The sequence below is a fragment of the Caballeronia sp. GACF4 genome (assembly GCF_023631025.1).
Lineage (GTDB): Bacteria > Pseudomonadota > Gammaproteobacteria > Burkholderiales > Burkholderiaceae > Caballeronia.
Map to the genome: position 1 here is coordinate 129,078 of NZ_JALQDW010000014.1, position 25,110 is coordinate 154,187.

21 protein-coding genes and 1 tRNA gene are annotated in these 25,110 nt (G+C 62.5%); 15 read left to right on the forward strand and 7 right to left on the reverse strand.

The window, feature by feature from the left end; translation table 11 throughout:
* Positions 1 to 127 precede the first annotated feature (127 nt).
* Positions 128 to 1,171 carry an oxidoreductase gene (locus NCR40_RS13165; protein WP_250509653.1) on the reverse strand — a complete coding sequence of 348 codons (1,044 nt, stop codon included), beginning with the start codon at positions 1,169 to 1,171 and terminating at the stop codon, positions 128 to 130.
* 311 nt (positions 1,172 to 1,482) lie between these two features.
* On the opposite strand from NCR40_RS13165, the gene NCR40_RS13170 reads away from it, so the two are divergent.
* Positions 1,483 to 3,573 carry a UvrD-helicase domain-containing protein gene (locus NCR40_RS13170; protein ID WP_250509654.1) on the forward strand — a complete coding sequence of 697 codons (2,091 nt, stop codon included), beginning with the start codon at positions 1,483 to 1,485 and terminating at the stop codon, positions 3,571 to 3,573.
* Positions 3,574 to 3,766: 193 nt separating this feature from the next.
* Here the strand turns inward: NCR40_RS13170 and NCR40_RS13175 are convergent, their stop codons facing one another.
* The gene (locus NCR40_RS13175; RefSeq protein ID WP_250509655.1) at positions 3,767 to 4,666 is read right to left on the reverse strand and encodes a c-type cytochrome; all 900 of its coding nucleotides are present in this window, start codon (positions 4,664 to 4,666) and stop codon (positions 3,767 to 3,769) included.
* 304 nt (positions 4,667 to 4,970) lie between these two features.
* On the opposite strand from NCR40_RS13175, the gene NCR40_RS13180 reads away from it, so the two are divergent.
* The 12 genes from NCR40_RS13180 to NCR40_RS13235 all read left to right on the forward strand — a co-directional run bounded on the left by NCR40_RS13180 (position 4,971) and on the right by NCR40_RS13235 (position 15,166).
* Positions 4,971 to 5,046, forward strand: a tRNA-Arg gene (locus NCR40_RS13180).
* 216 nt (positions 5,047 to 5,262) lie between these two features.
* Positions 5,263 to 5,925 (forward strand): acetyltransferase, encoded by a 663-nt coding sequence (locus tag NCR40_RS13185; RefSeq protein ID WP_250509656.1) that lies wholly within the window; start codon positions 5,263 to 5,265, stop codon positions 5,923 to 5,925.
* A 14-nt stretch (positions 5,926 to 5,939) separates the two neighbouring features.
* Positions 5,940 to 6,179, forward strand: coding sequence for an acyl carrier protein (locus tag NCR40_RS13190; protein WP_250509657.1), 240 nt, complete (start codon positions 5,940 to 5,942; stop codon positions 6,177 to 6,179).
* Complete coding sequence (locus NCR40_RS13195) at positions 6,176 to 7,630, forward strand: AMP-binding protein (protein ID WP_250509658.1); 1,455 nt, start codon at positions 6,176 to 6,178, stop codon at positions 7,628 to 7,630. The genes NCR40_RS13190 and NCR40_RS13195 overlap by 4 nt, the downstream gene beginning before the upstream one ends.
* Positions 7,609 to 8,709, forward strand: coding sequence for a LuxE/PaaK family acyltransferase (locus tag NCR40_RS13200; RefSeq protein ID WP_250509659.1), 1,101 nt, complete (start codon positions 7,609 to 7,611; stop codon positions 8,707 to 8,709). Before NCR40_RS13195 ends, NCR40_RS13200 begins: the two co-directional genes overlap by 22 nt.
* Before the next feature lie 82 nt (positions 8,710 to 8,791).
* Complete coding sequence (locus NCR40_RS13205; protein ID WP_250509660.1) at positions 8,792 to 9,922, forward strand: acyl-CoA reductase; 1,131 nt, start codon at positions 8,792 to 8,794, stop codon at positions 9,920 to 9,922.
* Between the two features lie 25 nt (positions 9,923 to 9,947).
* Complete coding sequence (gene fabZ / locus NCR40_RS13210; protein WP_250509661.1) at positions 9,948 to 10,439, forward strand: 3-hydroxyacyl-ACP dehydratase FabZ; 492 nt, start codon at positions 9,948 to 9,950, stop codon at positions 10,437 to 10,439.
* Between the two features lie 2 nt (positions 10,440 to 10,441).
* On the forward strand, positions 10,442 to 12,112 hold the full coding sequence (locus NCR40_RS13215) for a GMC family oxidoreductase (RefSeq protein WP_250509662.1): 1,671 nt from the start codon (positions 10,442 to 10,444) through the stop codon (positions 12,110 to 12,112).
* A complete protein-coding gene (locus NCR40_RS13220) occupies positions 12,109 to 12,522 on the forward strand; it encodes a hypothetical protein (RefSeq protein ID WP_250509663.1) in 414 nt (137 codons plus the stop codon). Before NCR40_RS13215 ends, NCR40_RS13220 begins: the two co-directional genes overlap by 4 nt.
* 25 nt (positions 12,523 to 12,547) lie before the next feature.
* Positions 12,548 to 13,294, forward strand: coding sequence for an SDR family NAD(P)-dependent oxidoreductase (locus tag NCR40_RS13225; RefSeq protein WP_250509664.1), 747 nt, complete (start codon positions 12,548 to 12,550; stop codon positions 13,292 to 13,294).
* Positions 13,295 to 13,306: 12 nt separating this feature from the next.
* Positions 13,307 to 14,176 (forward strand): transketolase, encoded by an 870-nt coding sequence (locus NCR40_RS13230; RefSeq protein WP_250509665.1) that lies wholly within the window; start codon positions 13,307 to 13,309, stop codon positions 14,174 to 14,176.
* Between the two features lie 9 nt (positions 14,177 to 14,185).
* A complete protein-coding gene (locus NCR40_RS13235) occupies positions 14,186 to 15,166 on the forward strand; it encodes a transketolase family protein (RefSeq protein WP_250509666.1) in 981 nt (326 codons plus the stop codon).
* Between the two features lie 150 nt (positions 15,167 to 15,316).
* Here NCR40_RS13235 and NCR40_RS13240 read toward each other — a convergent pair whose 3' ends face one another.
* Positions 15,317 to 16,471, reverse strand: coding sequence for a DegT/DnrJ/EryC1/StrS family aminotransferase (locus tag NCR40_RS13240; protein WP_250509667.1), 1,155 nt, complete (start codon positions 16,469 to 16,471; stop codon positions 15,317 to 15,319).
* A gap of 293 nt (positions 16,472 to 16,764) precedes the next feature.
* Here NCR40_RS13240 and NCR40_RS13245 point away from each other — a divergent pair, with 293 nt between their 5' ends.
* Entirely contained in the window at positions 16,765 to 19,011 is a 2,247-nt protein-coding gene (locus tag NCR40_RS13245; protein WP_250509668.1) for a glycosyltransferase, read from the forward strand.
* 3 nt (positions 19,012 to 19,014) lie between these two features.
* Here NCR40_RS13245 and NCR40_RS13250 read toward each other — a convergent pair whose 3' ends face one another.
* A complete protein-coding gene (locus NCR40_RS13250; RefSeq protein WP_250509669.1) occupies positions 19,015 to 20,040 on the reverse strand; it encodes a Rieske 2Fe-2S domain-containing protein in 1,026 nt (341 codons plus the stop codon).
* Positions 20,041 to 20,243: 203 nt separating this feature from the next.
* On the opposite strand from NCR40_RS13250, the gene NCR40_RS13255 reads away from it, so the two are divergent.
* On the forward strand, positions 20,244 to 21,338 hold the full coding sequence (locus tag NCR40_RS13255; protein WP_244826589.1) for a GGDEF domain-containing protein: 1,095 nt from the start codon (positions 20,244 to 20,246) through the stop codon (positions 21,336 to 21,338).
* A gap of 94 nt (positions 21,339 to 21,432) precedes the next feature.
* Here NCR40_RS13255 and NCR40_RS13260 read toward each other — a convergent pair whose 3' ends face one another.
* The 3 genes from NCR40_RS13260 to flhF are packed head-to-tail and all read right to left on the reverse strand — an operon-like array spanning position 21,433 to position 24,880.
* On the reverse strand, positions 21,433 to 22,164 hold the full coding sequence (locus NCR40_RS13260) for an RNA polymerase sigma factor FliA (protein ID WP_244826590.1): 732 nt from the start codon (positions 22,162 to 22,164) through the stop codon (positions 21,433 to 21,435).
* Positions 22,165 to 22,182: 18 nt separating this feature from the next.
* A complete protein-coding gene (locus tag NCR40_RS13265) occupies positions 22,183 to 23,103 on the reverse strand; it encodes a MinD/ParA family ATP-binding protein (protein WP_244828138.1) in 921 nt (306 codons plus the stop codon).
* Positions 23,096 to 24,880 (reverse strand): flagellar biosynthesis GTPase FlhF, encoded by a 1,785-nt coding sequence (gene flhF / locus NCR40_RS13270; RefSeq protein ID WP_244826591.1) that lies wholly within the window; start codon positions 24,878 to 24,880, stop codon positions 23,096 to 23,098. The genes NCR40_RS13265 and flhF overlap by 8 nt, the downstream gene beginning before the upstream one ends.
* Positions 24,881 to 25,110 lie beyond the last annotated feature (230 nt).

The window sequence follows — 25,110 nt, forward strand, 5'->3', positions numbered from 1 at the left end:
GGTCGATTCGAAATACTACCGCCTCGATCGCGCCAGGCGTATGTCTCTTTAATGTGAATTAAATGCCCCTGCTGGAAGGCACGGAATTATTGCCGCAATCGTTCGAGTGAGCGCAAAAGCCGCCTCGTCAATGTCGAACAAACTCCACCCGCCGCCCTTCCTTTTCACTCTGAATAGCCAACTCGATGATCGCCATCACATCCACCGCATCCTGCGGCTTAACGGGGAACGGTTTGCCGTCCAACACGGCCCCCGCTAGCGCCCGATAAAACTCCACATACGCTCCGTCGCGGGTGGCGAAAGCCTGACGCAGATCGTGATCGCCATCGACTTCGCGCAGCAAGCCCGGCGGGTTCTTGCCGAATTCCGAATGCCCCGGCCGCATGCCGGAGCGCAGTTGATCTTCCTGCACATCGAGCCCGCTCTTCACATAGCTGCCGCGCGTGCCGTGAATCGTGAAACGCGGCGGATCGAGCGCCGCGAGCGCGCTTGCATGCAGAACGACTTCCTTATCCGCATAGCCGAGCACGAGATGCACGTAATCCGGCGCATGCGCGTGGTCGCGATGCGCCTTCACGAACGCCGTCACCGTCGCGGGCGCGCCGAACAACGTGAGCGCCTGATCGATCAGATGCGGCCCGAGATCGAACAGCAAGCCGCCGCCGCGCGATGCTTCCTCACGCCAGCGCTGCGGCACTTTCGGACGAAAGCGGTCGAAATGCGATTCGTAATGCGTGATGCGTCCAAGCCGCCCGCTTTCGATCAACGCGCGCACGGTCATGAAATCGCCATCCCAACGGCGATTGTGGAACGGCGCGAACAGAAGCCCGCGCGATGCGGCGAGATCGGCGAGCGTGCGGGCATCGCGCGAGGAAAGCGTCACGGGTTTGTCGACGACCACATGCTTGGCCGCCGACAACGCGCGATGCGCGAGGTCGAAGTGCGTGTCGTTAGGCGTGGCGATGACGATGCAATCGAGCGCGTCGATGGCGAGGAGCGCATCGAAATCGGCGACGATCCGTGCATCGGGATAATCGGCCTCGGCGCGCTCGGCCTGGCTCGTCGCGATGGCCGTCACCTCCGCGCGGCCGCAGTGTTCGATGACCGGCGCGTGAAACGTCGCGCCCGCCAGACCATAGCCCATCACGCCGACTTTCAGTTTTGAACTCATGCTTGGCGTCCTTTGAATCGGTAATCCGGCTGGATATTGTGGCATGTCAGTTGGACGCGGCGCGCTCGATGCGTTGTTCACGGCGGCGTCACGATCATCCACCGATTGACGGACGATGGTCCCGTTTGGCGACAAGACGCAATCGCGAGCGCCACCCATCGTCCGAACGAACGAGGGCCAAAACCCGTCGCGTTCTATCGTGTTAACATCGCGCTCTCGCGCATTTTTTGCGGTCGCACGCGCGTCGCTGCGATGCGCGCAGTCCATCAGGCACCGGCGCCGCCGCGAGCCTCAACTCAAAGTCCAAAACGATGTCCGCAGGTCTGAACGCCGCGCAAAGCGAAGCCGTGCGCTATCTCGACGGTCCCTGTCTCGTGCTCGCCGGTGCGGGCAGCGGCAAGACGCGCGTGATCACGCAGAAGATCGCGCATCTGATCGAAGGACGCGGCTTCGAGCCTAGGCACATTGCCGCCCTCACCTTCACCAACAAGGCCGCGCTCGAAATGCGCGAGCGCACCGCGAAGCTGCTCGAAGGCAAAACGCTCACGACGCCCGGCAAGGAAGGCCGCAAGGTGCCCGTGAATCAGTTGACCATCTGCACGTTTCACTCGCTCGGCGTGCAGATCATGCGTCAGGAAGCGGAACATGTCGGCCTCAAACCGCAGTTCTCCATCATGGATTCGGACGATTGCTTCGGCATGGTTCAGGAGCAGCTCGGCACGACTGACAAGGGCTTGATCCGCAAGGTGCAGTCGATCATCTCGCTGTGGAAGAACGCGATGGTCTCGCCCGATCAGGCGTCCGTGCTCGCGAATAACGAAGACGAGCATCAGGCGGCGATTGTTTATCGGAGCTACGCGGCGACCTTGCATGCGTATCAGGCGCTGGATTTCGACGATCTCATCCTGCGTCCCGCGCAACTGTTCGCCGAAAACGAGCAGGTTCGCGATAAGTGGCAGAACCGTCTGCGATATCTCTTGATCGACGAGTATCAGGACACCAACGCCTGTCAGTACGAGTTGTTGAAGCTGCTGGCTGGTCCGCGCGCCGCCTTCACCGCCGTGGGCGACGACGATCAGGCCATTTACGGCTGGCGAGGCGCTACGCTGGAAAACCTCGGACAGTTGAGCAAGGACTTCCCGAAACTGCATGTGGTGAAGCTGGAGCAAAACTATCGCTCGACGGTGCGGATTCTGACAGCGGCGAACAATGTGATCGCCAACAATCCCAAACTGTTCGAGAAGAAGCTCTGGTCCGAGCACGGCATGGGCGACAGCATCACCGTGACCGGTTGCAATGACGAAGAGCATGAAGCGGAGTCCGTCGTGTTCCGGCTGTCGGCGCACAAGTTCGAACGGCGCGCGGCGTTTCGCGACTACGCCATTCTGTATCGCGGCAACTTTCAGGCGCGCATCTTCGAACAGGTTTTGCGGCGTGAGCGCATTCCGTATGTGCTGTCGGGCGGGCAGTCGTTTTTCGACCGCGCCGAGATCAAGGACATCATCGCGTATTTGCGGCTGATCGCGAATCCCGACGACGATCCCGCGTTCATCCGCGCGATCACGACGCCGCGCCGCGGTGTCGGCAACACGACGCTCGAAGCGCTCGGCGCGTTCGCCGGCGCGGCGAAGGTGTCGCTCTTCGAGGCCGTGTTCATGGGCGGTATCGAGGCGCGCTTGTCGGCGCGGCAAGTGGAACCGCTGCGCACGTTTTGCGAGTGGATTCGCAGGCTGTCGGACCGCGCCGCGCGCGATCCGGCGAGCACCGTGCTCGACGACATGATGGAAGCGATCCACTACGAAGCGTATCTCTACGATGCCTACGACGAACGGCAGGCGCAATCGAAGTGGCAGAACGTGCTCGAATTCTGCGAGTGGCTCAAGCGCAAGGGCACGAAGCCGGAGCCATCGGCGGAAGCGGAACAAACCGGGTTCGATACGGCCGACGGTCTTTCGGATGACGGCAAAAATCTGCTCGGCCTGATTCAAACCGTCGCGCTGATGTCCATGCTCGAAGGCCGCGATGAAGATCCGGATGCGGTGCGGCTATCGACGGTGCATGCTTCGAAGGGGCTCGAATATCCGCACGTGTTTCTGGTGGGCGTGGAGGAAGGCATCATGCCGCATCGCGGCAGTTCGGACGATGACGCGCCAGTGGATTCCGCGCGTATCGAGGAAGAACGGCGGCTCATGTATGTGGCGATCACGCGGGCGCAGCGCAGCCTGCATCTGAACTGGTGCAAGAAGCGCAAGCGGGCGCGGGAAACGGTGGTGTGCGAGCCATCGCGCTTCATCCCCGAGATGCTGCTCGACGATGCACCGCCGCCGACGGCCGAAGAAGCGCCGTTGTCGCCGAAGGATCGGATGGCGATGCTGAAGGCGATGTTGCAGAAGGGGTTATGAGCGCTGCGCGCTTGGCAGTCTTGAAGCGCGTCGAGCGTATGCATGAGATTTTTCTGCTCTATAAAGCTGCAGACGCGGTCCCGGTAGCTACGGTCGAACGACAAGCCGGCTAACTCCTCGTTCGGCGAATATCGCGTTGTAAAAGCAAAGCCCCGCGACGCTCACACGCACGCAGGGCTTTTACCGCCGCCATTCACTTCGAAGCATTCACCATGTAATCGACGGCGGCTTTCACGTCCGCATCGGATGCATTCGACCCGCCTTTCGCCGGCATCGCGCCCTTGCCGTGCAGCGCGTAGTTGTAGACGGTGTCCATCGGATCTTTCAAGCGCGGCGCCCATGCTTCCTTGTCGCCGAACTTCGGTGCGTTGAGCACGCCGGCCGCGTGGCACGCCTGACAAACCTGCTCATAGAGCGCCTTGCCGGCTTGCGATGCATCGGCGCTTTGCGCGCCCGCTGCCGGAGCAGCCGCCTGCGGCACCGATGCCAGCGCGGCGACTGCCGCCGCAGCCTGAGCGTTCTCCGTCGAACTCGCGCCAGCCGCCGCGCCGGATGCTCCGGCTGCAGGAGCCGCGGCGCCTGCCGTTGCGCCAGAAGCGGGTTGAGCCGGTTCGGGGAACTTGGCGCCGCCGTCGTTGGCCATGTAGACGACTGCGCGAGCGATTTCGAAGTCGCTATAGTCGTCGGGGCTCGTGCCGCCGCGCGCGGGCATGGCGCGCTTGCCGTTGAGCGCGTTATGCAGAAGCGTGTCGTAGCCTTCGCTGATGCGCGGGGCCCAGGCGCTGGCATCGCCGAACTTGGGCGCGCCTGCGGTTCCTGCCGCGTGACAGGCCGAGCACACGGCCTTGAAGACTTGTTCGCCGGTCTTGTAGACGCGTGGCGCGTTGGCATCGCGGATATCGACTTGAGCGGCCGGTGCGATACGTTCCTTGACCGAAGCTTCGAGGTCGGTGCCGGCGCCGGTACGAGTCGAGTTATTCACATAGACCGCGAGCAGGATGATGATGGCGACCGGTATACCAAACCCCGCGATCACCGCCGCGATGAGTTGGCCGGGTGTTTTTATTGGGGCTCCGTGGGGTGCTTCGCTCATGCTTGTCTCGTCTCCCGTTTTTTCTAGGTGAGTCGGTTCAGTGACAGCGTGTCGCTACCGCGAGTGCCCTCCTTCTGTATGAGGGCACGGTCGATTATAGACGGAACGTTTAACGCAGGGCGTGGGCCGCCTGCTTTGGTTTCACGCGCGTTTACCCGAACCGGCGCGGGTTCCGAGCTTCCACGAAAGGCGCTCGCGCAGGCCGCGCGATGGACGAATTCATCGAAAACAGGTATTCTCTCGGATTCGCATGGGTCTTGCAGACGCTTCTCCAGCGTCCCCCGCAGCCAAGATCCTCGTCAACGCGCCCGTAGCTCAATGGATAGAGTACTGCCCTCCGAAGGCAGGGGTTGCTGGTTCGATCCCAGCCGGGCGCACCAATAGCGTCGTAATTGTTGCGCGACTGCAAGCCCAGCAGGAACCCGCGCGACCTGCGCGCCGACCTCTCGCTTTCCCTCAAAACCCGAATAAGCACCCTTTTCGGCGTTTCTTCAGTCGTTCGAATTTCCGGCGCCACGGCGATACTCTCGTCACGGAAAAATCGCGCGCACCCCCAACACATTGCGGACTGCGCGCCACGCACGGCAAACATTCACGTGACACGCAAACTCTTCATTTACGGCGCGGGCGGCTTCGGCAGAGAAGTGATGGACGTCGCCCGCCGCCAGAACGCGTCCACCGGGCAGTGGTCCGAGATCGCGTTCGTCGACGATATCTGCGAAGCGCGCACGAAGCATGGCGCCCCGGTGCTGCGCTTCGACGATTCATCTTTGCACGCGCAATTCGACTCGGCCGAATTCGTGATAGCGGTCGGCGAGCCGGCGGGCCGCGAAGTCCTGGCGCGCAAGCTCCGCGACGCGGGTACGCAGTCGGGCATTGTCGTGGACACGAGCACCATCGTCGCGGACAGCGCGCGACTCGGAGCAGGGGTCGTCATCACGCCGTTCTGCTCGATTTCGAGCGACGCGCGACTCGGTGCGCACGCAAGCATCAATACGATGGCTATCGTCGGCCATGACGTCGAAATCGGCGATTACACAGTCGTCTCCTCAATGGTCAATCTTGGCGGCGCGTGCACGGTTGGCCAGGCAAGCTACATCGGCATGGGCGCACTCGTGAAGGAAGGCGTGCGCATTGGCTCAAATTCGATCATCGGCATGGGGTCTGTCGTCTACGGCGACATTCCCGACAACGTGATCGCGCTCGGTAATCCCGCGCGCGTCGCGCGCCCCAACACCGACCGCAAGGTCTTCAAGTGAAACCGGTAACGAACATGACTAACAGGGAAACTTACGACAAGGTATTCATGGACTGCTTCGCGGTCCCTCACGACGCGCTCAACGCGGAGTTCGTGTATCAGTGCGTGCCTGATTGGGATTCGGTCGGCCACATGGGCATGATCGCCGCGCTCGAGGACGCGTTCGACATCATGATGGAAACCGAGGACATCATCGAATTCGGCTCGTACACCATCGGCGTCGAAAAGCTGAAGAAGTACGGCATCGAGGTATGAACGTGCCCCTGGTCAGCCGGCAATATTCGCAACGCACTGCCCTGATTGCCGAGGACGGTCGCATGCTCACTTACGAGGCCTTGCATGCTTCCATCGGACAGTTGGCAGCGGATCTGCCCGCGCGCCAGCTCGTTTTTATCGTCGGCGAGAATGATCTGCCGACCGTGCTGTGCTATCTCGCCGCACTCGAACGCGGCGCCGTGCCGCTTCTCTTGAGCCGCTCGATTCATGCAAGTACGCTTGGCGCACTGTACGACGCTTACCGTCCGGCACAGGTACTCATCGCGCGCAACGCCGCATGGGCTCCCCCAGGCGCGACGCTCGTGCGCGAGATGGAGGATTACGGCCTGTACGACACAAAGGCGAAAACCGACGGCTCGACACCAGCGTTGCATGCCGACCTCGCGATGCTACTTGCTACCTCGGGTTCGACCGGCTCGCCCAAACTCGTACGGCTCACCGCCACGAATCTGGTCGCGAACGCGACGTCTATCGTCGAGTATCTAGGACTCACGCCCGACGAGCGCGCGATAACGTCGCTGCCACTTAACTACTCATACGGCTTGTCGGTTCTTAACAGCCATCTGCGCGCGGGCGCATCGGTCGTGCTGACGAATCGCTCGCTGATGGACGCCGCATTCTGGCGCACCCTCAACGCATACGGGGCGACGAGCCTCGCGGGCGTGCCGTATAGCTATGACATGCTGCTGCGCCTTCGCCTCGCGCGCATCGACATGCCGTCGGTGCGCACGCTGACGCAGGCTGGCGGGCGCATGCGTCCGGAGAAGTTGCGCGATGTCGCGCAGATCTGCGAGAAACGCGGGATCCGTTTCTTTGCGATGTACGGTCAAACCGAAGCCACGGCACGTATCGCTTATCTCACGCCGGCCGACGCGGCATTGAAGCCCGCCAGCATTGGCCAAGCGATTCCAGGCGGCCGCCTCTCGCTCGAACGCGCAGATGGCAGCGTAATAGAAACTGCAGGCGAAACAGGCGAACTCATCTATGCAGGCGCGAACGTGTCGATGGGATACGCCGAGTGCGCGGCCGACTTCGCTCTGCCGGATGTCAACCGAGGCACGCTCCGCACGGGTGACCTCGCCCATTTCGATGAGGACGGCGCGTTCTTCATTGAAGGGCGGCTGCATCGCTTCCTGAAGGTGTTTGGCATTCGCGTTTCGCTGGATGCCGTCGAACAACTCGCCGCCGAACTCGGCTTCGAATGCGCAGCGAACGGCACCGATGAGCGCCTCGTCATTCATGCCGTCGCGCCAGACTCGCATTCCAATTCCGAGGCCGCACCTTCCGTCGCGTGGGCGCAGTCGCTGCGCTCGGAACTGGCACAGCGTATCGGCGTCCATGCGTCGGCAATCGTCGTCAAGCCCCTCGCGGCGCTGCCGCGGCTGCCGGCTGGAAAGGTGGATCACGCATGTCTGGCGAGCCTGTCGTGAGCGACGTCCTGCAGTGGCCCGTGTACGGCATGCCGCAGTCGGAGAAGGATGCCCTGCTCGGCGCCGAATTGCGCCGCCTCACCGCGCTGCACTATGAAGCGTGCCCGCCGTATCGCGCGATGCTCGACAAGCTCGCTTCCGTGCGGACTGCGCACGGCGAGTCCACTCCCAACGCGCTTGACGACCTGCCGTTTCTGCCCGTGCGCCTTTTCAAGCACGAGCAACTGGTGAGCGTGCCGCACGCGGAAGTCGTGAAGACGATGACATCGTCCGGCACGAGCGGGCAGAACGTATCGCAGATATTTCTCGATCGGAAAACGTCGATGCTTCAGGTAAAGGTGCTGTCGCGCATCGTCGGCGATCTGATCGGACCGAAGCGCCTTCCAATGCTCGTGATCGACTGCCGTGCGACCATCGCGAATCGCTACCGTTTTTCAGCGCGCACCGCTGGCATTCAAGGTTTTTCGATGTTCGGCCGCGACGTCGAATTCGCTCTCGACGATGACATGTCGCTGAATCTCGAGCGCGTGCGCGCATGGCTCGACAAGCACGCCGACGAAGACATCCTCGTCTTCGGCTTCACGTTCGTCGTCTGGCTGCATCTGGTACGCGCGCTGGAAGACGCGGGCGAGACCCTTCCGCTCGAGCGCGGTGTGCTGGTGCACGGCGGCGGCTGGAAGCAGTTGCAGTCGCAAGCCGTGGATGGCGCCACGTTCCGTCGGCGCGTCGGCGCAATCACGAACTTGGCACGAGTCCACAGCTACTACGGCATGGTCGAGCAGACCGGATCGATCTTCGTCGAATGCGAGCATGGCCATCTGCACGCGTCTGCATGGTCGGATATCCGCGTACGCGATCCAATTGACTTCCGCCCTTTGCAACGCGGCGGGCGTGGCCTGATCCAGCTCTTGTCAACGCTGCCGCACAGCTATCCGGGACATTCGCTTTTGAGCGAGGACGAAGGCGAGATCGTGGGGATCGACGACTGTCCGTGCGGACGCAAAGGCACTTACTTTGCGGTACACGGGCGCATTCAGCATGCCGAAGCACGAGGTTGCAGTGATACCTATACCCGCTGATATCCTAAGCCGCATGACGGTGATCGTCGGCCAAGCGCACGCGGTGTCGAACGCTCCGACGCCGGTCTTTTATGCACCCCGCATGGACTTCCTTGCGGATCTCTCGCGGACGCTGCTCACGCATCCGCGCGCCCGCGCGATGCCGGATGTCGTCAGCTTCGCTTACTGGTGCCGCCGCGCGAATCTCACGCAACTTGCCACGGCGCGACGCAACGCCGATCAGAGCTTTGAGGGCACAGTCCGTCTGGGCCTCGGGCTCTCGTTCCATATCTGCCCGTCGAACGTGCCGGTGAATTTTGCCTTCTCGCTGGCGTTCGGGCTGCTCGCGGGCAACGTCTGCGTGTTGCGCCTGCCGTCGAAAGAGACGGAGATCGCGCGGCTGCTCATCGACGCGATTTCGGCATGCCTCGCCCAAGAAAAGCACGCTCCGCTCGCTTCCGCAATGCTTCTGGTGCGCTACGACCACGACGACGCGATCAACGGCTTCTGGATGGCGCAGGCGGATGCCCGTATCGTCTGGGGCGGCGACGCGACGGTCGCGCATATGCGCACGCTGCCGGGCCGTCCGCGCGCCCGCGAAGTCGCGTTTTCGGATCGCTACTCGCTTTGCGCGGTCGAACCGCGCGCTGTTCTCGAACTCGATCACGGGGGCCTGCTCGACCTGTGCGCGCGACTCTACAACGACCTGTATCTGATGGACCAGGCAGCGTGCTCGTCGCCGCAGTTGATCGCTTGGATCGGCGCGACCAACGAAGCCGCCGCGGCACAGTCGCGTCTTTGGCCCGCACTCGCCGAGCATGCGCGCACGCGCTACTCACCGCGCCCGGTGCAGGTCATGGACAAGTTCGTCGACGCGTGCCGCCACGCGCTCGGCAACCCACGCGTCGCGGCCGTGGAGTGCCACGGCAACGTGCTATATCGCGTCGCGCTCACTGAACTCGCCGCCGATCAGGATACCTGCCGCGGTTACTTCGGCACGATCCACGAGGTGACGCTCGATGCCCTTGACAAGCTCGCGCCGATTATCAACGAGCGCTATCAGACGCTCACCTATTTCGGCCTGGAGCCGGCGCGACTGCGCGAATTCGTCACGGCTCAACGCCTGCGCGGCGTGGATCGCGTCGTCCCGGTCGGCCGTGCGCTAGACATGAACATCGTATGGGACGGCTACGACCTCGTGGCCAGCCTGTCGCGCGTGATCGACGTGCGCTAAGCCCGCATCAATTTTCGAGGAACAGATGGACACCGCTTACGACCACCTACCGCACGGCTTTAGCCTGAACTGCATGGAGTTGCAGGCGTATCAACCAAACCGTTATCCCTACCTGATGATCGATCACGTCGATGAAGTCGTGCCCGGCAAGTCCGCGCGCGGCTACAAGAATCTGACGATGAACGAGTGGTACTTCCCCGTGCATTTCCCCTCCGGCCCTAACATGCCCGGCGCGCTGCAACTCGAAGCGCTCGCGCAGATGCTTACCGTCGCGATCACGACGCTGCCGGGCCTCAAGGGCAAGGTGACGCACGCGCTGCAACACACGGTGCGCTATCGGAAGGAAGTTCTGCCGGGCAAGAAGTTCGAGATTGAAACAGAAGTGCTGTCGTGGCGGCGCGGAATCTGCAAAGGACGCGGAATTGCTCGCGTGGACGGAGACATCGCTTGCGAGGCAGACATGTTGATCGCGATTCCCGAGATCCTCGAGCAGTTCACTCCGAAGAAGCCGGCCTGACAATGAACGATATCGCGGACATCGTGATCATTGGCTCGGGTGCGAGCGGTGCAGCCGCAGCGTGGCGGCTGTCGCGCGAGCGCGGGCTGCGCATCGTCTGTCTCGAACAGGGTGGTGCCACGCGGCCTGCCGACTATCCGTCGACTCGCACGGATTGGGAACTCGCGCGCGCGGGCTCGTATAGCTCGAATCCGGCCATCCGCAACAACGTGGCCGACTATCCGATCGACGATTCCGCGTCGCCGATCGCGATTGCCAACTACAACGGCTTCGGCGGCAGCACAATCCTGTACTCGGCACATTTCCCGCGCTTTCATCCGTCCGATTTCCGCACGCGCAGCCTCGACGGCGTCGGCGATGACTGGCCGTTCGACTACGCCACGCTGCAGCCGTACTTCACCGAAAACGAACGCATGATGGGCGTGGCGGGACTTGTCGGGGACCCGGCCAATCCCGACTACGAGACGCTGTTGCCGCCCGTTCCCCTCGGCGGCGCCGGTCGCGCGATGGGTGCGGCATTCAACCATCTCGGCTGGCACTGGTGGCCTTCGTATGCGGCGATCAACACGCATCGGCATGGCAACCGCGCCGCGTGTATCAACCTGGGCCCGTGCAACGCCGGCTGCGCGCAAGGCGCGAAAGCAAGTGTCGATGTCACATACTGGCCCGCCGCGCTCGCGCAGGGCGTTGAGGTGCGGATGCATTGCCGCGTGCGCGAAATTACGCTCGATGCGCGCGGACTCGCTAACGGTGTGGAATATGTCGACGAACAGAACCGCGAGCAGCGCATCAATGCGCGCGTGGTTGTACTCGCGGCAAGCGGAATCGGCACGCCGCGCTTGTTGCTAAACTCGAAGTCGAGCGCGTTTCCCGACGGACTCTTGAACGACAACGGCCTGGTCGGACGCAACCTCATGTTGCATCCGCTCGCTTACACCGAAGGCGTATTTGAGCAAGACTTGCAGTCCAGTTTCGGTCCGCATGGCGCGTGCATTCTGAGCCAGCAATTCTACGAAACGTCTCGCGAGCGCGACTTTGCGCGGGGCTATACCATGCAGGTGCTGCGCGGCGCGCCTCCCGCCGAAACCGCCGTGTCCGGCCACTACATGCGGCAGCTGCCTCTGGGCCCTGGCCATCACGCGCGCTTTGCGAAGCTTTACAACCACACCGTGGGCATCGCCGCGATCGCCGAAGATCTGCCCGACGTCGAGAACCGAATCGAACTCGACTATGACCATCTTGATTCGAGCGGCATGCCGGGCGTGAAAGTTCATTACCGGCTTGGCGAGAACACGAAGCGCATGCTTACTCATGCCATCGATATGAGCAAGCAGGTATTTGCCGCGGCCGGCGCGAAGGTAATTTCATCGTTTGCACCGGTGCGCCACACTGGCTGGCACTTGATGGGCACCGCGCGAATGGGCGACGACCCGGCGACCTCGGTAGTCAACCGGAATGGTCAGGCGCACGCGGTGAGGAATCTGTTCGTCGTCGACAGCAGCGTGTTCGTCACATCTGGCGGCGTGAATCCGGTCGCGACCGCGCAGGCGATCACGCTCATGGCGACCGACTGGCTTGCGCGGAATCTCGATGCTGTTGCCGGAACGCCGTTGCATGCACGCGCGCCCGCAAAGCCGTGCGAGCCACAACCCGCGTCCCCTATCACGTCATGATCGATCTCGTACTCGACACAATACTGCCCGGCGATGCAGCCCTCGGCCTGCCGCCTGCCTCGCGAGTGGATTTTGAAGGCTATTTGCTGCGTCATCGTGCAACGGCGCAGTCCGACGCCTTTCTCGCCGTGCTCGTCCGAGTCGCGCGTGAACGTGTCGGCGCGCCGTTCGAAGCGCTCGACGCGACGCAGCGCCTCGCCGCGATAAACGCCTGCAAGCTCGCCGACGTGCGCGCGTTCTCGGCGTTCGTCACGCACGCGCTGCGCGCCTACTACACGGATCGCACGGTGCTCGCCTGCATCGGCGCGGGCGCGGCGCCGCCGTTTCCCGAGGGAAATCCGCTAGGCGACGACGACTGGACGCTTCTCGAACCGGTCTATGAGCGCGGACCCATCTGGCGCGACATCTGAACCATTGGAAACATTAGGACAAGGCATGCTGTTAAAGGACAAAGTTGCGGTGGTGACGGGCGCGAACCGTGGCATCGGCGACGCGATCGTGCGCACGTTTGCCGCGCAAGGGGCGCGCGTTATCGCGTGCGTGCGCGATCCGGCGACGCCTGCGCATGCCGCTTGGCTTGCATCGCTTGCCGACGATGGCCACGTAGAGGTGCAAAGCGTGCCCCTTGAACTTGCCGACGAAGCGTCGGTGAAAGCGGCCGTCAAGGCGATCATGGCGCTCACGCCGCGCGTCGACGTGCTCGTGAACAACGCCGGCACCGCGAGCGGCGGGCTGATGCAGATGACGACCATGGCCGAGTTGCGACGCCTTTTCGATGTGAACTTCTTTGGTCAGGTACTGCTGACCCAAGGCCTTTCGCGTTTGATGGCACGGCATAAGTCAGGCTCGATCATCAACCTGACATCGACGGCTGCGCTCATTGCCGATGCCGGGACGCTCGCGTACGGTACGAGCAAGGCGGCGTTCGCGCGCGCGACCGAAAGCATGGCCACAGAACTTGGCGCGTCGGGCATTCGCGTCAATGCCATCGCGCCCGGCCCGACCCGTACCGACATGTTTGAACAGATGACGCCGGCCGCGCGCGAGCGGATCGTCGAATCGTCAGCGCTCAAGCGAGCGGGCGAGTCGCAGGACGTCGCCAATGTCGCGTTGTTCCTCGCATCGGAGTTGTCCGCGTTCGTGAGCGGCCAGATTCTGCGGGTGGACGGCGGCATCGTCTGAACAGGAAATCACATGAACCACTACTCCGAAATCGAAAACATGGCGCGCCTGATGCGCCGCAAGATGCTCGACATTAGCCACCAATGCAATCTCAGTACGCATCTGGGCGGTGGCCTGTCGATGGTCGAGATCATGGCGACGCTCTATGCACGCGTGCTGCGTTACGACGCTCGCGATCCGCGCTGGCCGGAGCGTGACCGCTTCATACTTAGCAAGGGACATGGCGTGCTCGGCTACTTTCCCGCGTTGCTCGCGGCGGGCTTGATCGACGAGGCCACCTTCGCGACGTTCCAGACCAACGGCAGCGACCTTATTGCGCACCCGGTGATGAACCTCAAACTCGGTATCGAATCGTCGAACGGCAGTCTCGGGCAGGGCTTGTCGATGTCGGTCGGCATCGCGCTCGCCGCGAAGAAGCGCGGCAAGTCGTTCGGCACCTTCGTGCTGCTCGGCGACGGCGAATGCAACGAAGGCTCGGTATGGGAAGCGTCGATGTCGGCGGCGCAGCTCGGTCTCGACAACCTCACCGCGGTCGTCGACTATAACCGGCTGCAAAGCGACGGCGACGCGCGTCAGATCATCGACTTCGGCGATCTCGCCGCACGCTGGCGCAGCTTCGGCTGGGACGTCATCGAAGTCGACGGCCACGACATCGCCCAGCTCGTCGCCGCGTTCGAGGCACCGCGCGTGCGAGCCAAGCCGCGCGTGCTGGTCGCAAACACAGTGAAGGGCAAGGGCATCTCGTTCATGGAGCATAACAACGAGTGGCATCACAATCGCCTCACGCGAGCGAGCTATGAACTGGCGCTTGCCGACCTGGACGCGCGGGAAGCACCGCAATCGCAGACCATTTGTACGCCGGACTTTGGCGTGGCGGTTTAAGGGAGCATCATGCTGGAAATCAACGCAAGTAACGCGCGCCAGTGGTCGCGCCTCGGGTCGCGCGGGATGTTCGGCCAGGCCGTTCTCGCGCTCGGCGAGCGTTATCCCGATGTAATGGTGATGTCGGCGGATCTAGGTACTTCTTCCGGGCTCGATCGCTTTAAAAAGAGTTATCCGGACCGCTTTCTAAACGTCGGCATTGCGGAGCAGAACCTCGTCGGAATGGCGGCCGGACTCGCCAAGGAGGGCTATAACGTTTTTGCGACGTCGTTCGCACCGTTCATCTCGATGCGCGCCGCCGAACAGATCCGCATGAATCTCGGCTACATGGAGATGAACGTGAAGGCAGTGGCAATAGGCAGCGGAGTTTCCATGGGCCTGCTCGGCAACTCGCACTACGGCATCGAGGACGCCGCCGTGATGCGCGCGATTCCCAACATGACGGTCGTGTGTCCCGCCGATTGCGCGGAGATCGTCAAGACGGTGGAAGCCGCCGCGCAATTCACGGGGCCAATGTATATCCGCCTGACGGGCGCGGTGAACAATCCGCCCGTGTACACGAAAGACTACGAGTTCAGAGTCGGCCGCGCGATCACGCTGCGCGAGGGCGCCGACGTGACGATCATCGCGAATGGATCGATGGTGCATGAGTCGCTTTTAGCGGCGAAGCTGCTCGAAGAACAGGGCATCGCGGCGGGCGTCATCAACATGCATACGATCAAACCACTCGATACGGGCGCCGTGGACACGGCCTGCGCACGCTCCGGGCTGATCGTGACCGTGGAGGAGCATTCCATCATCGGCGGCTTGGGTAGCGCGGTTGCGGAATACAAGGCGGCATTGCGTCGTGCCCCGCCGCAACTGATCATCGGTTTGCCGGACAGCTTCGACAAGGCGGGCGATTATCGCTGGCTGCTCGAAAAGCACGGGCTCGTCGCCGAAAAGATCGCGCAACGTATCCGCGCGTTCATGGACGCTGCCAACGACTGAGTAGGCTGTCGCGCTATCCAGTGAATGGAGGCGTGGCATCTCGTGACCATTCTGACCCGCGCAAGCGCTATGCGAAAAAAACGCGGGCCGCTCAAGAACGGTCCGCGTTTGCTTTTTAGGGAAGGCTTCATATTCGAACAAGCGCGACACTTACCCCGCGTTCGCCTCGATAAGCGCGACGATACGCGCCTGCTGTTCGTCCGTGAGCGTCGGGAAGATCGGCAGGCACATGACCTTGCTGGCGGCATCGGCCGCGACAGGCAGGTTGGCGCGCGGCGCCGATGACAGACCACGGTACATCGGAAAATCGGAAATCAGCGGGAAGAAATAGCGGCGCACCATGATGTCCTGCGCGCGGAACGCTTCAAACAATTCATCGCGGGAAAGCGGATATTCGTTCTCCACGAGAATCGGAAAGTACGAGTTGTTCGATTCCTGATCGACGCACACGGGCAACAAACGGATGCCGCGCACGCGTTCGAGCCGCTCGGCGTACCGTGATGCGACCGCGCGCCGCCGTGCGAGCGCATCGTCGATATGCTGGAGCTGCAGCATGCCGAACGCCGAATTGACCTCGCTCATCTTGCCGTTGATGCCAGGCGCCACGACCGTGGTTTCGTCGACGAAACCGAAGTTCTTCAGCCGGTCGATGCGCAGCTTGGTCTTCGCATCAGGGCTGATGACCGCGCCGCCTTCGAAGGTGTTAAAGACCTTGGTCGCATGGAAGCTGAGCACGGACAGGTCGCCCGCACGCAGAATGCTGCCCGCTTCAGTGCGTACGCCGAACGCGTGCGCGGCATCGTAGATGACTTTAAGGTTGTACATGTCGGCGATGCGCTGGATCGCTTCGACATCGCACGGATGGCCATAGCAATGTACGGGCAGGATGGCCGTGGTTTCCTTCGTGATGGCCGCTTCGATTTTCGCGGGATCGAGATTCAGCGTGACCGGATCGACATCCACGAAAACAGGCTTGATGCCGTTCCACAGCAACGAGTGCGCAGTCGCGACGAACGAATAAGGCGTCGTGATCACTTCACCGGTGATGCGCAGCGCCTGCAGCGCGGTAACGAGCGCGAGCGTGCCGTTGCTGAAGAGCGAGAGATGCGGCACATCAAGGTACTTGCAAAGCGCCTGTTCGAGTTGCTGATGGAACGGGCCACCGTTTGTCAGCACCTTGCTTTCCCAGATCTGCTCCAGATACGGCAGAAACTGCTCCAGAGGCGGCAGATGCGGCTGGGTGACGTAGATGCGTTCATGCTGCTGCAGGGCGAGGACGGCTTGGTGGGGCAGGCTGGCATTCATGATGGCGCTCGTAAATTCGTGGTCTCGTGGTCTTGTGTCGGATGCGCGCCTGTCCAGTTGGCCGGCGTCTCGAATGCCGACGCGGTCAGACGAGTTTGCAAATTATGTTGCGCGAGACCGGCCGTTAAAGCGCCGAATTAATGCCCAAACATCCACCTGTTCGCGTGAATGAACCAGCAGCTTTCAAACGAAACTTCATCCTCGGGCAAACCGGGTCATTCAAGTCGGCCACGGCGCCATCAAGCCGCCGAATCGGGCAAGTGTAAGCACAAAGAAACGCAGGGTTCCGCCACATGAACATGGCCAGCATTCCCCCTTCGCGCAAGGGTCATCCGTACTACATCATGGCCCCGGCTTATCGGGAAACCTCGGCGGGTATCGTCGTCATGCACACGCTTTGCGACGTGCTAAATCGCGACGGTTATGAGGCGTATATTGCCGGCACGCCAGTGGTGAACCCAGCATTCGACACCCCGCTTCTCACGCCGGAAGTGCAGACCTTGCACCGGGCGCAGGGTCGCACGCCCATTGCGATCTACCCGGAAGTCGTGTCCGGCAATCCGCTCAATGCCGAAGTGTGCGTGCGCTACATCCTCAACCGCATCGGCTTCATCAACGGCAAGCCGCTCAACGAGGGCAAAGACGACCTGTTCTTTTACTACTCGGAGAATTTTCTCGGCGACGCGAAGAAAAGCGACGTCGATTTTCTGTTTCTCCCGGTGCTCGATACGGAGTTGTTCAGACCCGACCCGACGCGCAAAAAGGACAAGACCTTTGTCTTCCAATATCGTTATCCGCTGGACAAGATCGACTTTTCGCTACTTCCAGCCGGAACCGAATTGCTTTCGATGGCGAATCCAGTAACGCTGCCCGAACTGGCCAAGAAGCTTCAGGGCGGGCGCGTGTTGTACTCGTACGAGCTTTCGTCCGTCTGCCCTGAAGCGATGATGTGCGGCTGCCCGGTCATCTTCCTGCCCGACGGCGGCCTGAAGGAAGTGCCCGATCAGTTCGCGTTCGGCGCAAATGGCTCTGCGATGGCCACCGAAAAGAACGGCTTCGCACGGGCCGTTGCCACCGTGGACACGGTTTATCCAACCGTGCTTGCCATGAGCCGTGTGTTCCGAGCCCAGCTTCCCGTGTTCCTGGAGAAGACCCAGCATGCGGCACGCAAAGCGAACCTGCGTCGAGACGCCGCGTCCGTGGCACCATCGTCGCACGCGTCGGCAATGCAGCCGCCCAGGCCGCGTATCGCGGTGCTGACGATGGAGCCCGTTGCGCATCGCGCGACCACCGTGCGCGTCGCCAAACCGTTCGAATTGCTGGCCGATCAGTGGGAACTCAGCTGGCCGGTTCAGGACAACGCAGGCGTGCTCGGTCCCTTCAACATGCTTCTGATGCAGCGACGTTTTCCGATCTCGATTCCGCAGCAACAGCTAGATCAATTGTTCTCGACGGGCAAGCCGGTCGTCTACGAGACGGACGAACTGATGCATGATCTTCCCGCCGATCATCCCTTGCACTTCCTAAGCCGGCAGACCGCGCAGAAGACCGAGTACGTCATGCGCCGCGCCAGTGCACTCGTCGTGTCGACGCCCGCACTCGCGCATGCGCTGCGGGCGTACAACGCCAATATTCATGTGCTGCCGACGAGCGTCGACTTCGACCGCTTCTACAGTCCGGTACGTACGCATGGTGGCAAGGTACGTATTGGCCTAATGGGTTCGGCCATGAAGCCGTGCAATTTTGCCTTGATCGAACCGGCGCTGAATGAGATTCGCGCGCGCTTTGCAGGCGTTGTGCAGTTCGTCTTCGTCGGCGCGCTGCCGCCCGATGACTGGATGGGCCACGAAGACGTCACCATGACGGGCACGTCCGCGACGTACGCCGCGCATGCCGTGGCGTTACAGCAGCTCGAACTCGATCTCGCGCTCATGCCGCTGGCGGCATCGGCAACTGTAGATGGCGCACCACGCACGGAGTGGCTGGAATACTCGGCGGCGGGCGTGGCGACGGTCGGCAGCGATCATTCCGCCTACAACGAACTGGTGACAAACCGCTGCTCGGGGTTGTGCGTAGAGGCGGAATCGACCGAGAGCTGGATCGATGCAATCGCGCGTCTCATCGACAATCCCGCACAACGACGCGGATTGGCCCGCACCGCGCAGGCTATCGTGTACAAGAGCGGTTCGGTGCAGTCCCAACTGTCGCGCTATCACGAGGTTTTTCTGCGCTGCCTGGGTCTCAATCCGGGCAAGACCTCCGTCACCGCGCCGGAACGGATTCCAGCCGTGTTGATCCTTGACGCGCAGGGCGACGCGCAAAAGGTTCAGCACAGCCTGAAGCTACATGCGAACAGCCCGCACAAGGATCATATGGTCGTCGTGCTGACTACACAGCAAGGCGCTCTGCCCGAATGGGGCGACGATCTGCGTTATCTGCACGCAACGGCGAGTGAATTCTGCGGCGCCATGGAGCAGATCTGCGGGCACGACGAATTTGACTGGAAGGTGGTCACCGAAGCAGGCGTCGCGCTGCTCTAAGGTTCATGGCGGGAGCGTGGCGCAATACGCACGTTCCCGCTTCTTCCACGCGCTCGTCGTCCCCCACCCAAACCCCATCCCCGCCAACCATCTCCGATACGCCACCGACATCCGGTCGCACTTCTGATGCAACTCCGCATCGAGCGCGAGCGGCAGCAGCTTCGGCCATTGCGACTCCACGATCGGCGTGTCCTGCAGCAGAATCTCCATATTGAAGTCGTACAGCTCCTCGTCGCTGTGCGAAGTCTCGCCTTCGTGAATGGAAACGAGCCACGCGCGGGTCTCGGTCTGCGTCACGGGCGACGCCACCAGCATGATATGCAGTGCGCCCATTGCCCCCGACGCCATCTTCGTGAGCTTCGCAACCAGCGGCCGCTTCACGCGATAAACGTAATCCATCATCGCGCCGCCCTGCCCCGGCAATCCCGCCGGCTGCCAGAAACGGCACTGGCGCGCTTCGAGTCCGTCTGCGCTTTCCACGACTTCATAGTCCGGCACTTCGGTATGCGCATCCTCGCCGAGAATGCCCACGTGCACGAACGAAAAATGCGCCATGTCCAGGAAGTTTTCGACGACACGCGGCGCGGACGACTTCACCGTCTGCGGCGCAAGGTTGATGCGCCGTCCGCCCGGAATGGCGGCTTCGGGAAAGAAATCGAGCGCGTGCGCGGGCTCGCCGAAGCACATCCACACGACGCCGTATTTCTCCCCGGCGACGAACGCGGTGGCGCACGCGCGTTTCGAAGGCCGAAGCGACGGATTCGACGGAATCAGCACGCACTGACCAAGCGTGTCGTAGCGCCAGCCGTGATACGGACACACGAGCTGATCGTTCGTCACCGCCCCCAGCGACAGTTGCGCGCCGCGATGCGGACAGTAGTCACGCCAGACATGCGCCACGCCTTCGGCATCGCGCCAGACGACGATGCGCTCATCCGCCACGATGAACGCTCGCGTCGAACCCGCCGGCACGTCATCGCCATTACAGACCGCCAGCCATTCGCCAGCGAGAGAAAAGTCGTCGCTCATAGCACTGAAGCATCCGCAGAAAACGCCGTTAATCATCTGTCCGAGATGCGTTCTTACACGATTCACAGCAGCTTGGCAAAACGTTGCAAAATACCAGTCGTCGGAGACGAACATCGCGACGGGGCCGCAATAAGACAAAAGCGCGACAGCAAAGACACGCGCAAAAGACCATAACAGCAAGAAATCACCACCAGGGGTTCAGTATGGAGCAGGCGCATCAACCGGCACGCCGGGCCTATGCCTTCGCATGGTCCGGCAACCGGAATCCCGAACGCGAGCAAGCCATGCTGCGTATCGGGATGGGAGCGGCAGTTCTGCTGGCTTATGCGGTGTATGCGTGGCGGCACCCTTCGGCCAACGCGTCGTTGATCACGCGATTGATCGCGCTCTACGTGTCCTACGGTGCAATCACACTATTGCTCGTCAGCCGGATGATGGCGCTGTCCAACGTCCGGCTCGTCATCACCACTATCCTCGATCAGGCGTTGCTCGGCGCCATGCTCTTTCTCTGCGGCACGCTCGCCTTGCCGCTGCTGTGGGTGGTGTTCTGGTTTCTGATCGGCTCGGGATGCCGCTACGGCAAGCGCACGCTCGCCATTTCGTGCGCAATGGCGCTCGTCGCGATCGTCGCGCTGGCGTTGTGGCAACCGTGGTGGGTGGCAAACCGCGCCGCCGCGCTCGGGCTCGCGCTGAGCGTGCTGGGCGCGTCGGTGTATCTGAGTGTACTGGTCGACAGGCTTGGCAGCGCGAATCGCGTGCTGGCGCGGCAGGCATCGACGGACCCGCTCACGGGCCTCTATAACCGTTACGCGCTCGAACAAACCGTGAATCGCGCGATGTCCGCGCCCGAAGCCGCCGACGCGAATACCAGCGCACTGCTACTGATCGACCTCGACGGCTTCAAGGGCGTGAACGATACCTACGGTCACGCAGTCGGCGACGTGCTGTTGCAGTCGTTCGCGCAATTGCTTGCACGGCGCATGCGCAAGACCGACACCATCGCGCGGCTGGGCGGCGACGAGTTCGTCGTGCTCGCGCGCAACATGCGCGATCGCAGCGCGGTGCTCACGCTCACCGATGGCATCCATTCGGCGCTCGCCGACCTCACGCTGGTGCAGGAGCGGCCAGTGAGCGTATCGGCGAGTATCGGCGCCTGCTTGCTGTCGAGCGCGGCAGAAGCGCATGACGCCGATATCACCGCCGTGCTGAGAGCCGCGGATCGCGCGATGTATCGCGCAAAGAGTCTCGGCGAAGGCAAGACGGTGTTCGCCGAGGCGCGCGACTTCGAGATGCATTGAGCGCATCCGAGCGCATTCGAGCGCCTTTGCGAAGGCAAAAGCAAAAAGCGCGCGGCCCCGGTTCGGGGCTTCGCGCGCCTCTACAACTCGGAACTCAAGCCTCGACGCTAGTCCACGACTGTTCCCGCAGCTTCGCACGCAAACGCGCCACGGCCTGGCTATGCAACTGGCACACGCGCGACTCGCTCACTTCCATCACCGCGCCGATTTCGCGCAGGTTGAGGCCCTTCTCGTAGTACAAGCTCATGAGCAGCTTCTCGCGCTCCGGCAACTTGTCGATGGCTTCGATCAGCGCGCCGCGCAGACTGTCGTCCAGAAGCGCCGACAGCGGGTCCGAACGATCGACGCAGTAACGGTCGAGGAACGGCTCGTCGTCCGCCGAGCGGTCGAAGTCTTCGTAATAGATCAACTGGCTGCCGTGCAAGTCCTGCAGCATCGACTGATACTCGTCGAGCGGCATCTTCATGTGCTCGGCGACTTCGGTCTCGCTGGCCGAACGGCCAAGGTTCTGTTCCACCTTGTGTACCGCCGACTCCACTTCGCGCGATGTCTTGCGCATGCTGCGTGGCAACCAGTCGTTGGCGCGCAACTCGTCGAGCATGGCGCCGCGAATACGCTGACTTGCGTAGGTTTCGAACTGGGCGCCCTGATCTTCCTTGTAGCGGCTAGCCGCATCGAGGAGGCCAATCATGCCGGCCTGGATCAGATCATCGAGATCGACGCTCGCCGGCATTTTGGCGACGAGCTGGAGTCCGAGGCGGCGAACGAGCGGCGCATATTTCGTAAGCACGTCGGACTGCGAGAGTTTGCCTTGGGCGTTATACATCCTGTTCACCTTTCAATATCACATCGACGCCGTGCTGCTCATTGCATGATCGGAAAACGCCGCCGCTCGGTGCGCCGCTTTCCGTCCGCTTTCACCAGACTCGCCAACCGGAATATGCGCGTCGTACTGGCTCGCTTCGTCGCCGCGCGAAAACGGCGCGGGACGCATCGGCCAGTGCAGCAGCTCGGCTGCGATGTAGCGGTAGTCGCGCGCCGCGGCCGTAGCCGGAAACGCTTCCACCGCACACCGAGAGAGCTCCCTCGCCCGAGCGACGCGCGCATCCTCGGACACATACCCTGCCTGCACGAGCGAAACGGCCAGATAACGGCTCGCGACACCCGAGAGGTTGTCGAACGCGACCGCTGCATCGGCTGCGTCCTGCACGTGATTCATCAGCACGCGGAACTGGCCGATCGCGTGGGCGTAGTGCAAGCGCTTCATGCACGCATACGCCTCGGTGATCGCCGACGCGGCTACCCGCGTCACTATCAGAAAGTCATGCGCCTGCGCCGCGAGCGACGAGAGCGCGCCATTACGATCGAGTTGCGCATCGATCAGCACGATATCCGCGGGGCCGTCGAGCAGCGCGCGTGCTTGCGCCGCGTCGTGGCTGATACGTTCATCGCGCGGGGCGGCGATCAGCGAAAAACCCATCGGCGTGCGCACTGCGACATCCTGCAGTTCGCGACGGCCGGACATCACCGCCGAGAGCGCGCCCGCGCCATCCACACCCGCCATGCGGCTGACCGAGCCCGCGTTATGCCGCTCGTCGATGACGAGCACATCCTTGCCATGCACGGACAACGCCGCGCCGAGGTTCACTACCGCCGACGTGCAACCGATGCCCGCCGGTCCGCCCACTACAGCCACCACGCGAGAACTGGCGCGCGTCAGCAGCCTTCTCAGGCCTTCAGCCTGATCGAGCACGAACTTATCCAAAATGGACTCCATGCAGTTCGGTCGTGGCGCGTGCGGACAGTGCGGACAGAAGCGCCGGCACATCGTCGTCTTGCGGCACGAAAGGCGAGCCATCGCGCGGAATGCAGAACGCGCTCTTGATGAGGAAACGCTTGGTTGCGACGTACAAGTTCTCCGGCACCTTCTGACCGGTCGATACGTAATGCACCGGCAGCTTGTAGCGGATGACCGTATCGAGCACGCTGCCGAGGTTGGTCGCCTCGTCGAGCTTGGTCAGAATGCAGCCCGCGAGCGGCGGCTGGTCCGGCGCACTCTTGTAGGCCTGCACGACTTCGTTGAGCGTGTCGCCGTGGCTCGTGGCGTTCAGCAGCAACAGGCGTTGCACCGGCTGACCCGTGCCGCACAGCATCGCGATCTGGTCGGAGACCGTGCGATCGCGCTGGCTCATGCCGATCGTGTCGATCAGCACGATATGTTTGTTGCGCAGTTCGGAGAGCGCGAGTTGCAGGTCGGCGCCGTCCTTTACCGCGTGCACCGAGACGCCGAGAATCTTGCCGAAGATGCGCAGTTGTTCATGCGCGCCGATCCGGTAGCTGTCCGTCGTCAGGAGCGCGACCTTGCTGGCGCCGAAGCGCATCACGCAGCGCGCCGCGAGCTTTGCCGTGGTCGTCGTCTTGCCGACGCCCGTCGGGCCCATCAGCGCGAACACGCCGCCGCGTTCCATCAACGCGTCTTCGCTCGGCATCACCGGCAGATTCGATTCGAGAACTTGCTGCACCCATTCGAGCGCGTTTTCCACGTTCTCCATCGACGGCATGTTGTCGATCACCATGCGCACGAGTTGCGCGGAGAAACCGGCGGCGAAGAGGCGCTTGGTCAAGGCCGAGTTGGTCGGGTTGCGGCGCTGGCGGTCGCCCCACAGCAAACCCGAGAAGTGCTCTTCCATCATCTCGCGCATCGACGAGAGTTCGTTCATCACCGTTTCGTTGACGACTTGCTCCATGCGCGTGCGGATGGCTTCGGTCACGACGGCTGCGGCATTGGCCGGCAAGCCTTCGAAATTGCCCGATGCGGCCGGCGCTTCGTCGGCGGGTTGCGGTGCTGCGTTGATCTTCTGTGCGGCGCGGCGTGCGGCGACTTGCGCGGCTTCACGCGCCCAGTCGGGCGTTTCGATCTTTGCGTGCGCTTGCGCGGCGGGTGCGGCAGGCGCGGCGGCAACCGGCTGCGCGGCGGCTTGTGCACGCGGCGCTTGCTGGCGCGGTGCGTCGGCTGCCTTGACCGATACCGGCACGCCCATGCCGCGTGCAATTGCGGCAGACGGCGTCAGCGGCCGGTTCGACGGCACCGAAGCCTGTTGCGCGATACGGCGCGCATGTTCGATCAACCACGGATTGGAATCGGCCATCGTGCGCGGTGCTTCCATGCGCTCTTCGTCGGCTTGCTCGTCGAAATCGTCGGCGTCGGCGGTGTTGCCGAAGACGGAGGAGAAAACATCGCCGCTGGCGTAGGGGTTCATCGGAGAGCTGGGAGCGGCGGCCTGCTGCTTCATCGCGGCGGCTGCGGCTTGTGCAAGCGCGGCGCGCGGCGTGGCGCTGGCGAACGGCGCGGCGGCGGCTTGTTCGCGTGCGGCCTTCGCGGGCGAGATCGAAGCGAGATCGCTATCCGCGACACCGACGATTTCCACCGATCCATCGTCGAGCGTGCGGTTGGACAACACCACGGCATCGGGTCCGAGCGCTTCACGGACCTGGCGCAGAGCGTCACGACTGTTCGCGCCGATGAATTTACGAATGTTCAAACTGGCCCCCGATGAGGATAGATGCAGCGATATTTGCGAGGCGAGCACCCTTTGGTTATTTCCGTGCCCGCTTTTCAGTGAAGCCATTATTGCGAAGATCACTTCGGGCCTATCGCTGGATAAAGGGTGTGAAAGAGGGGTATTTCGACTGATGGAAACAACCCGGCCGTGCGGATTGCGTCGCGCGTCATGCGGGAAAAAATGCCGGTCTGGCACGATCGACGCGACGG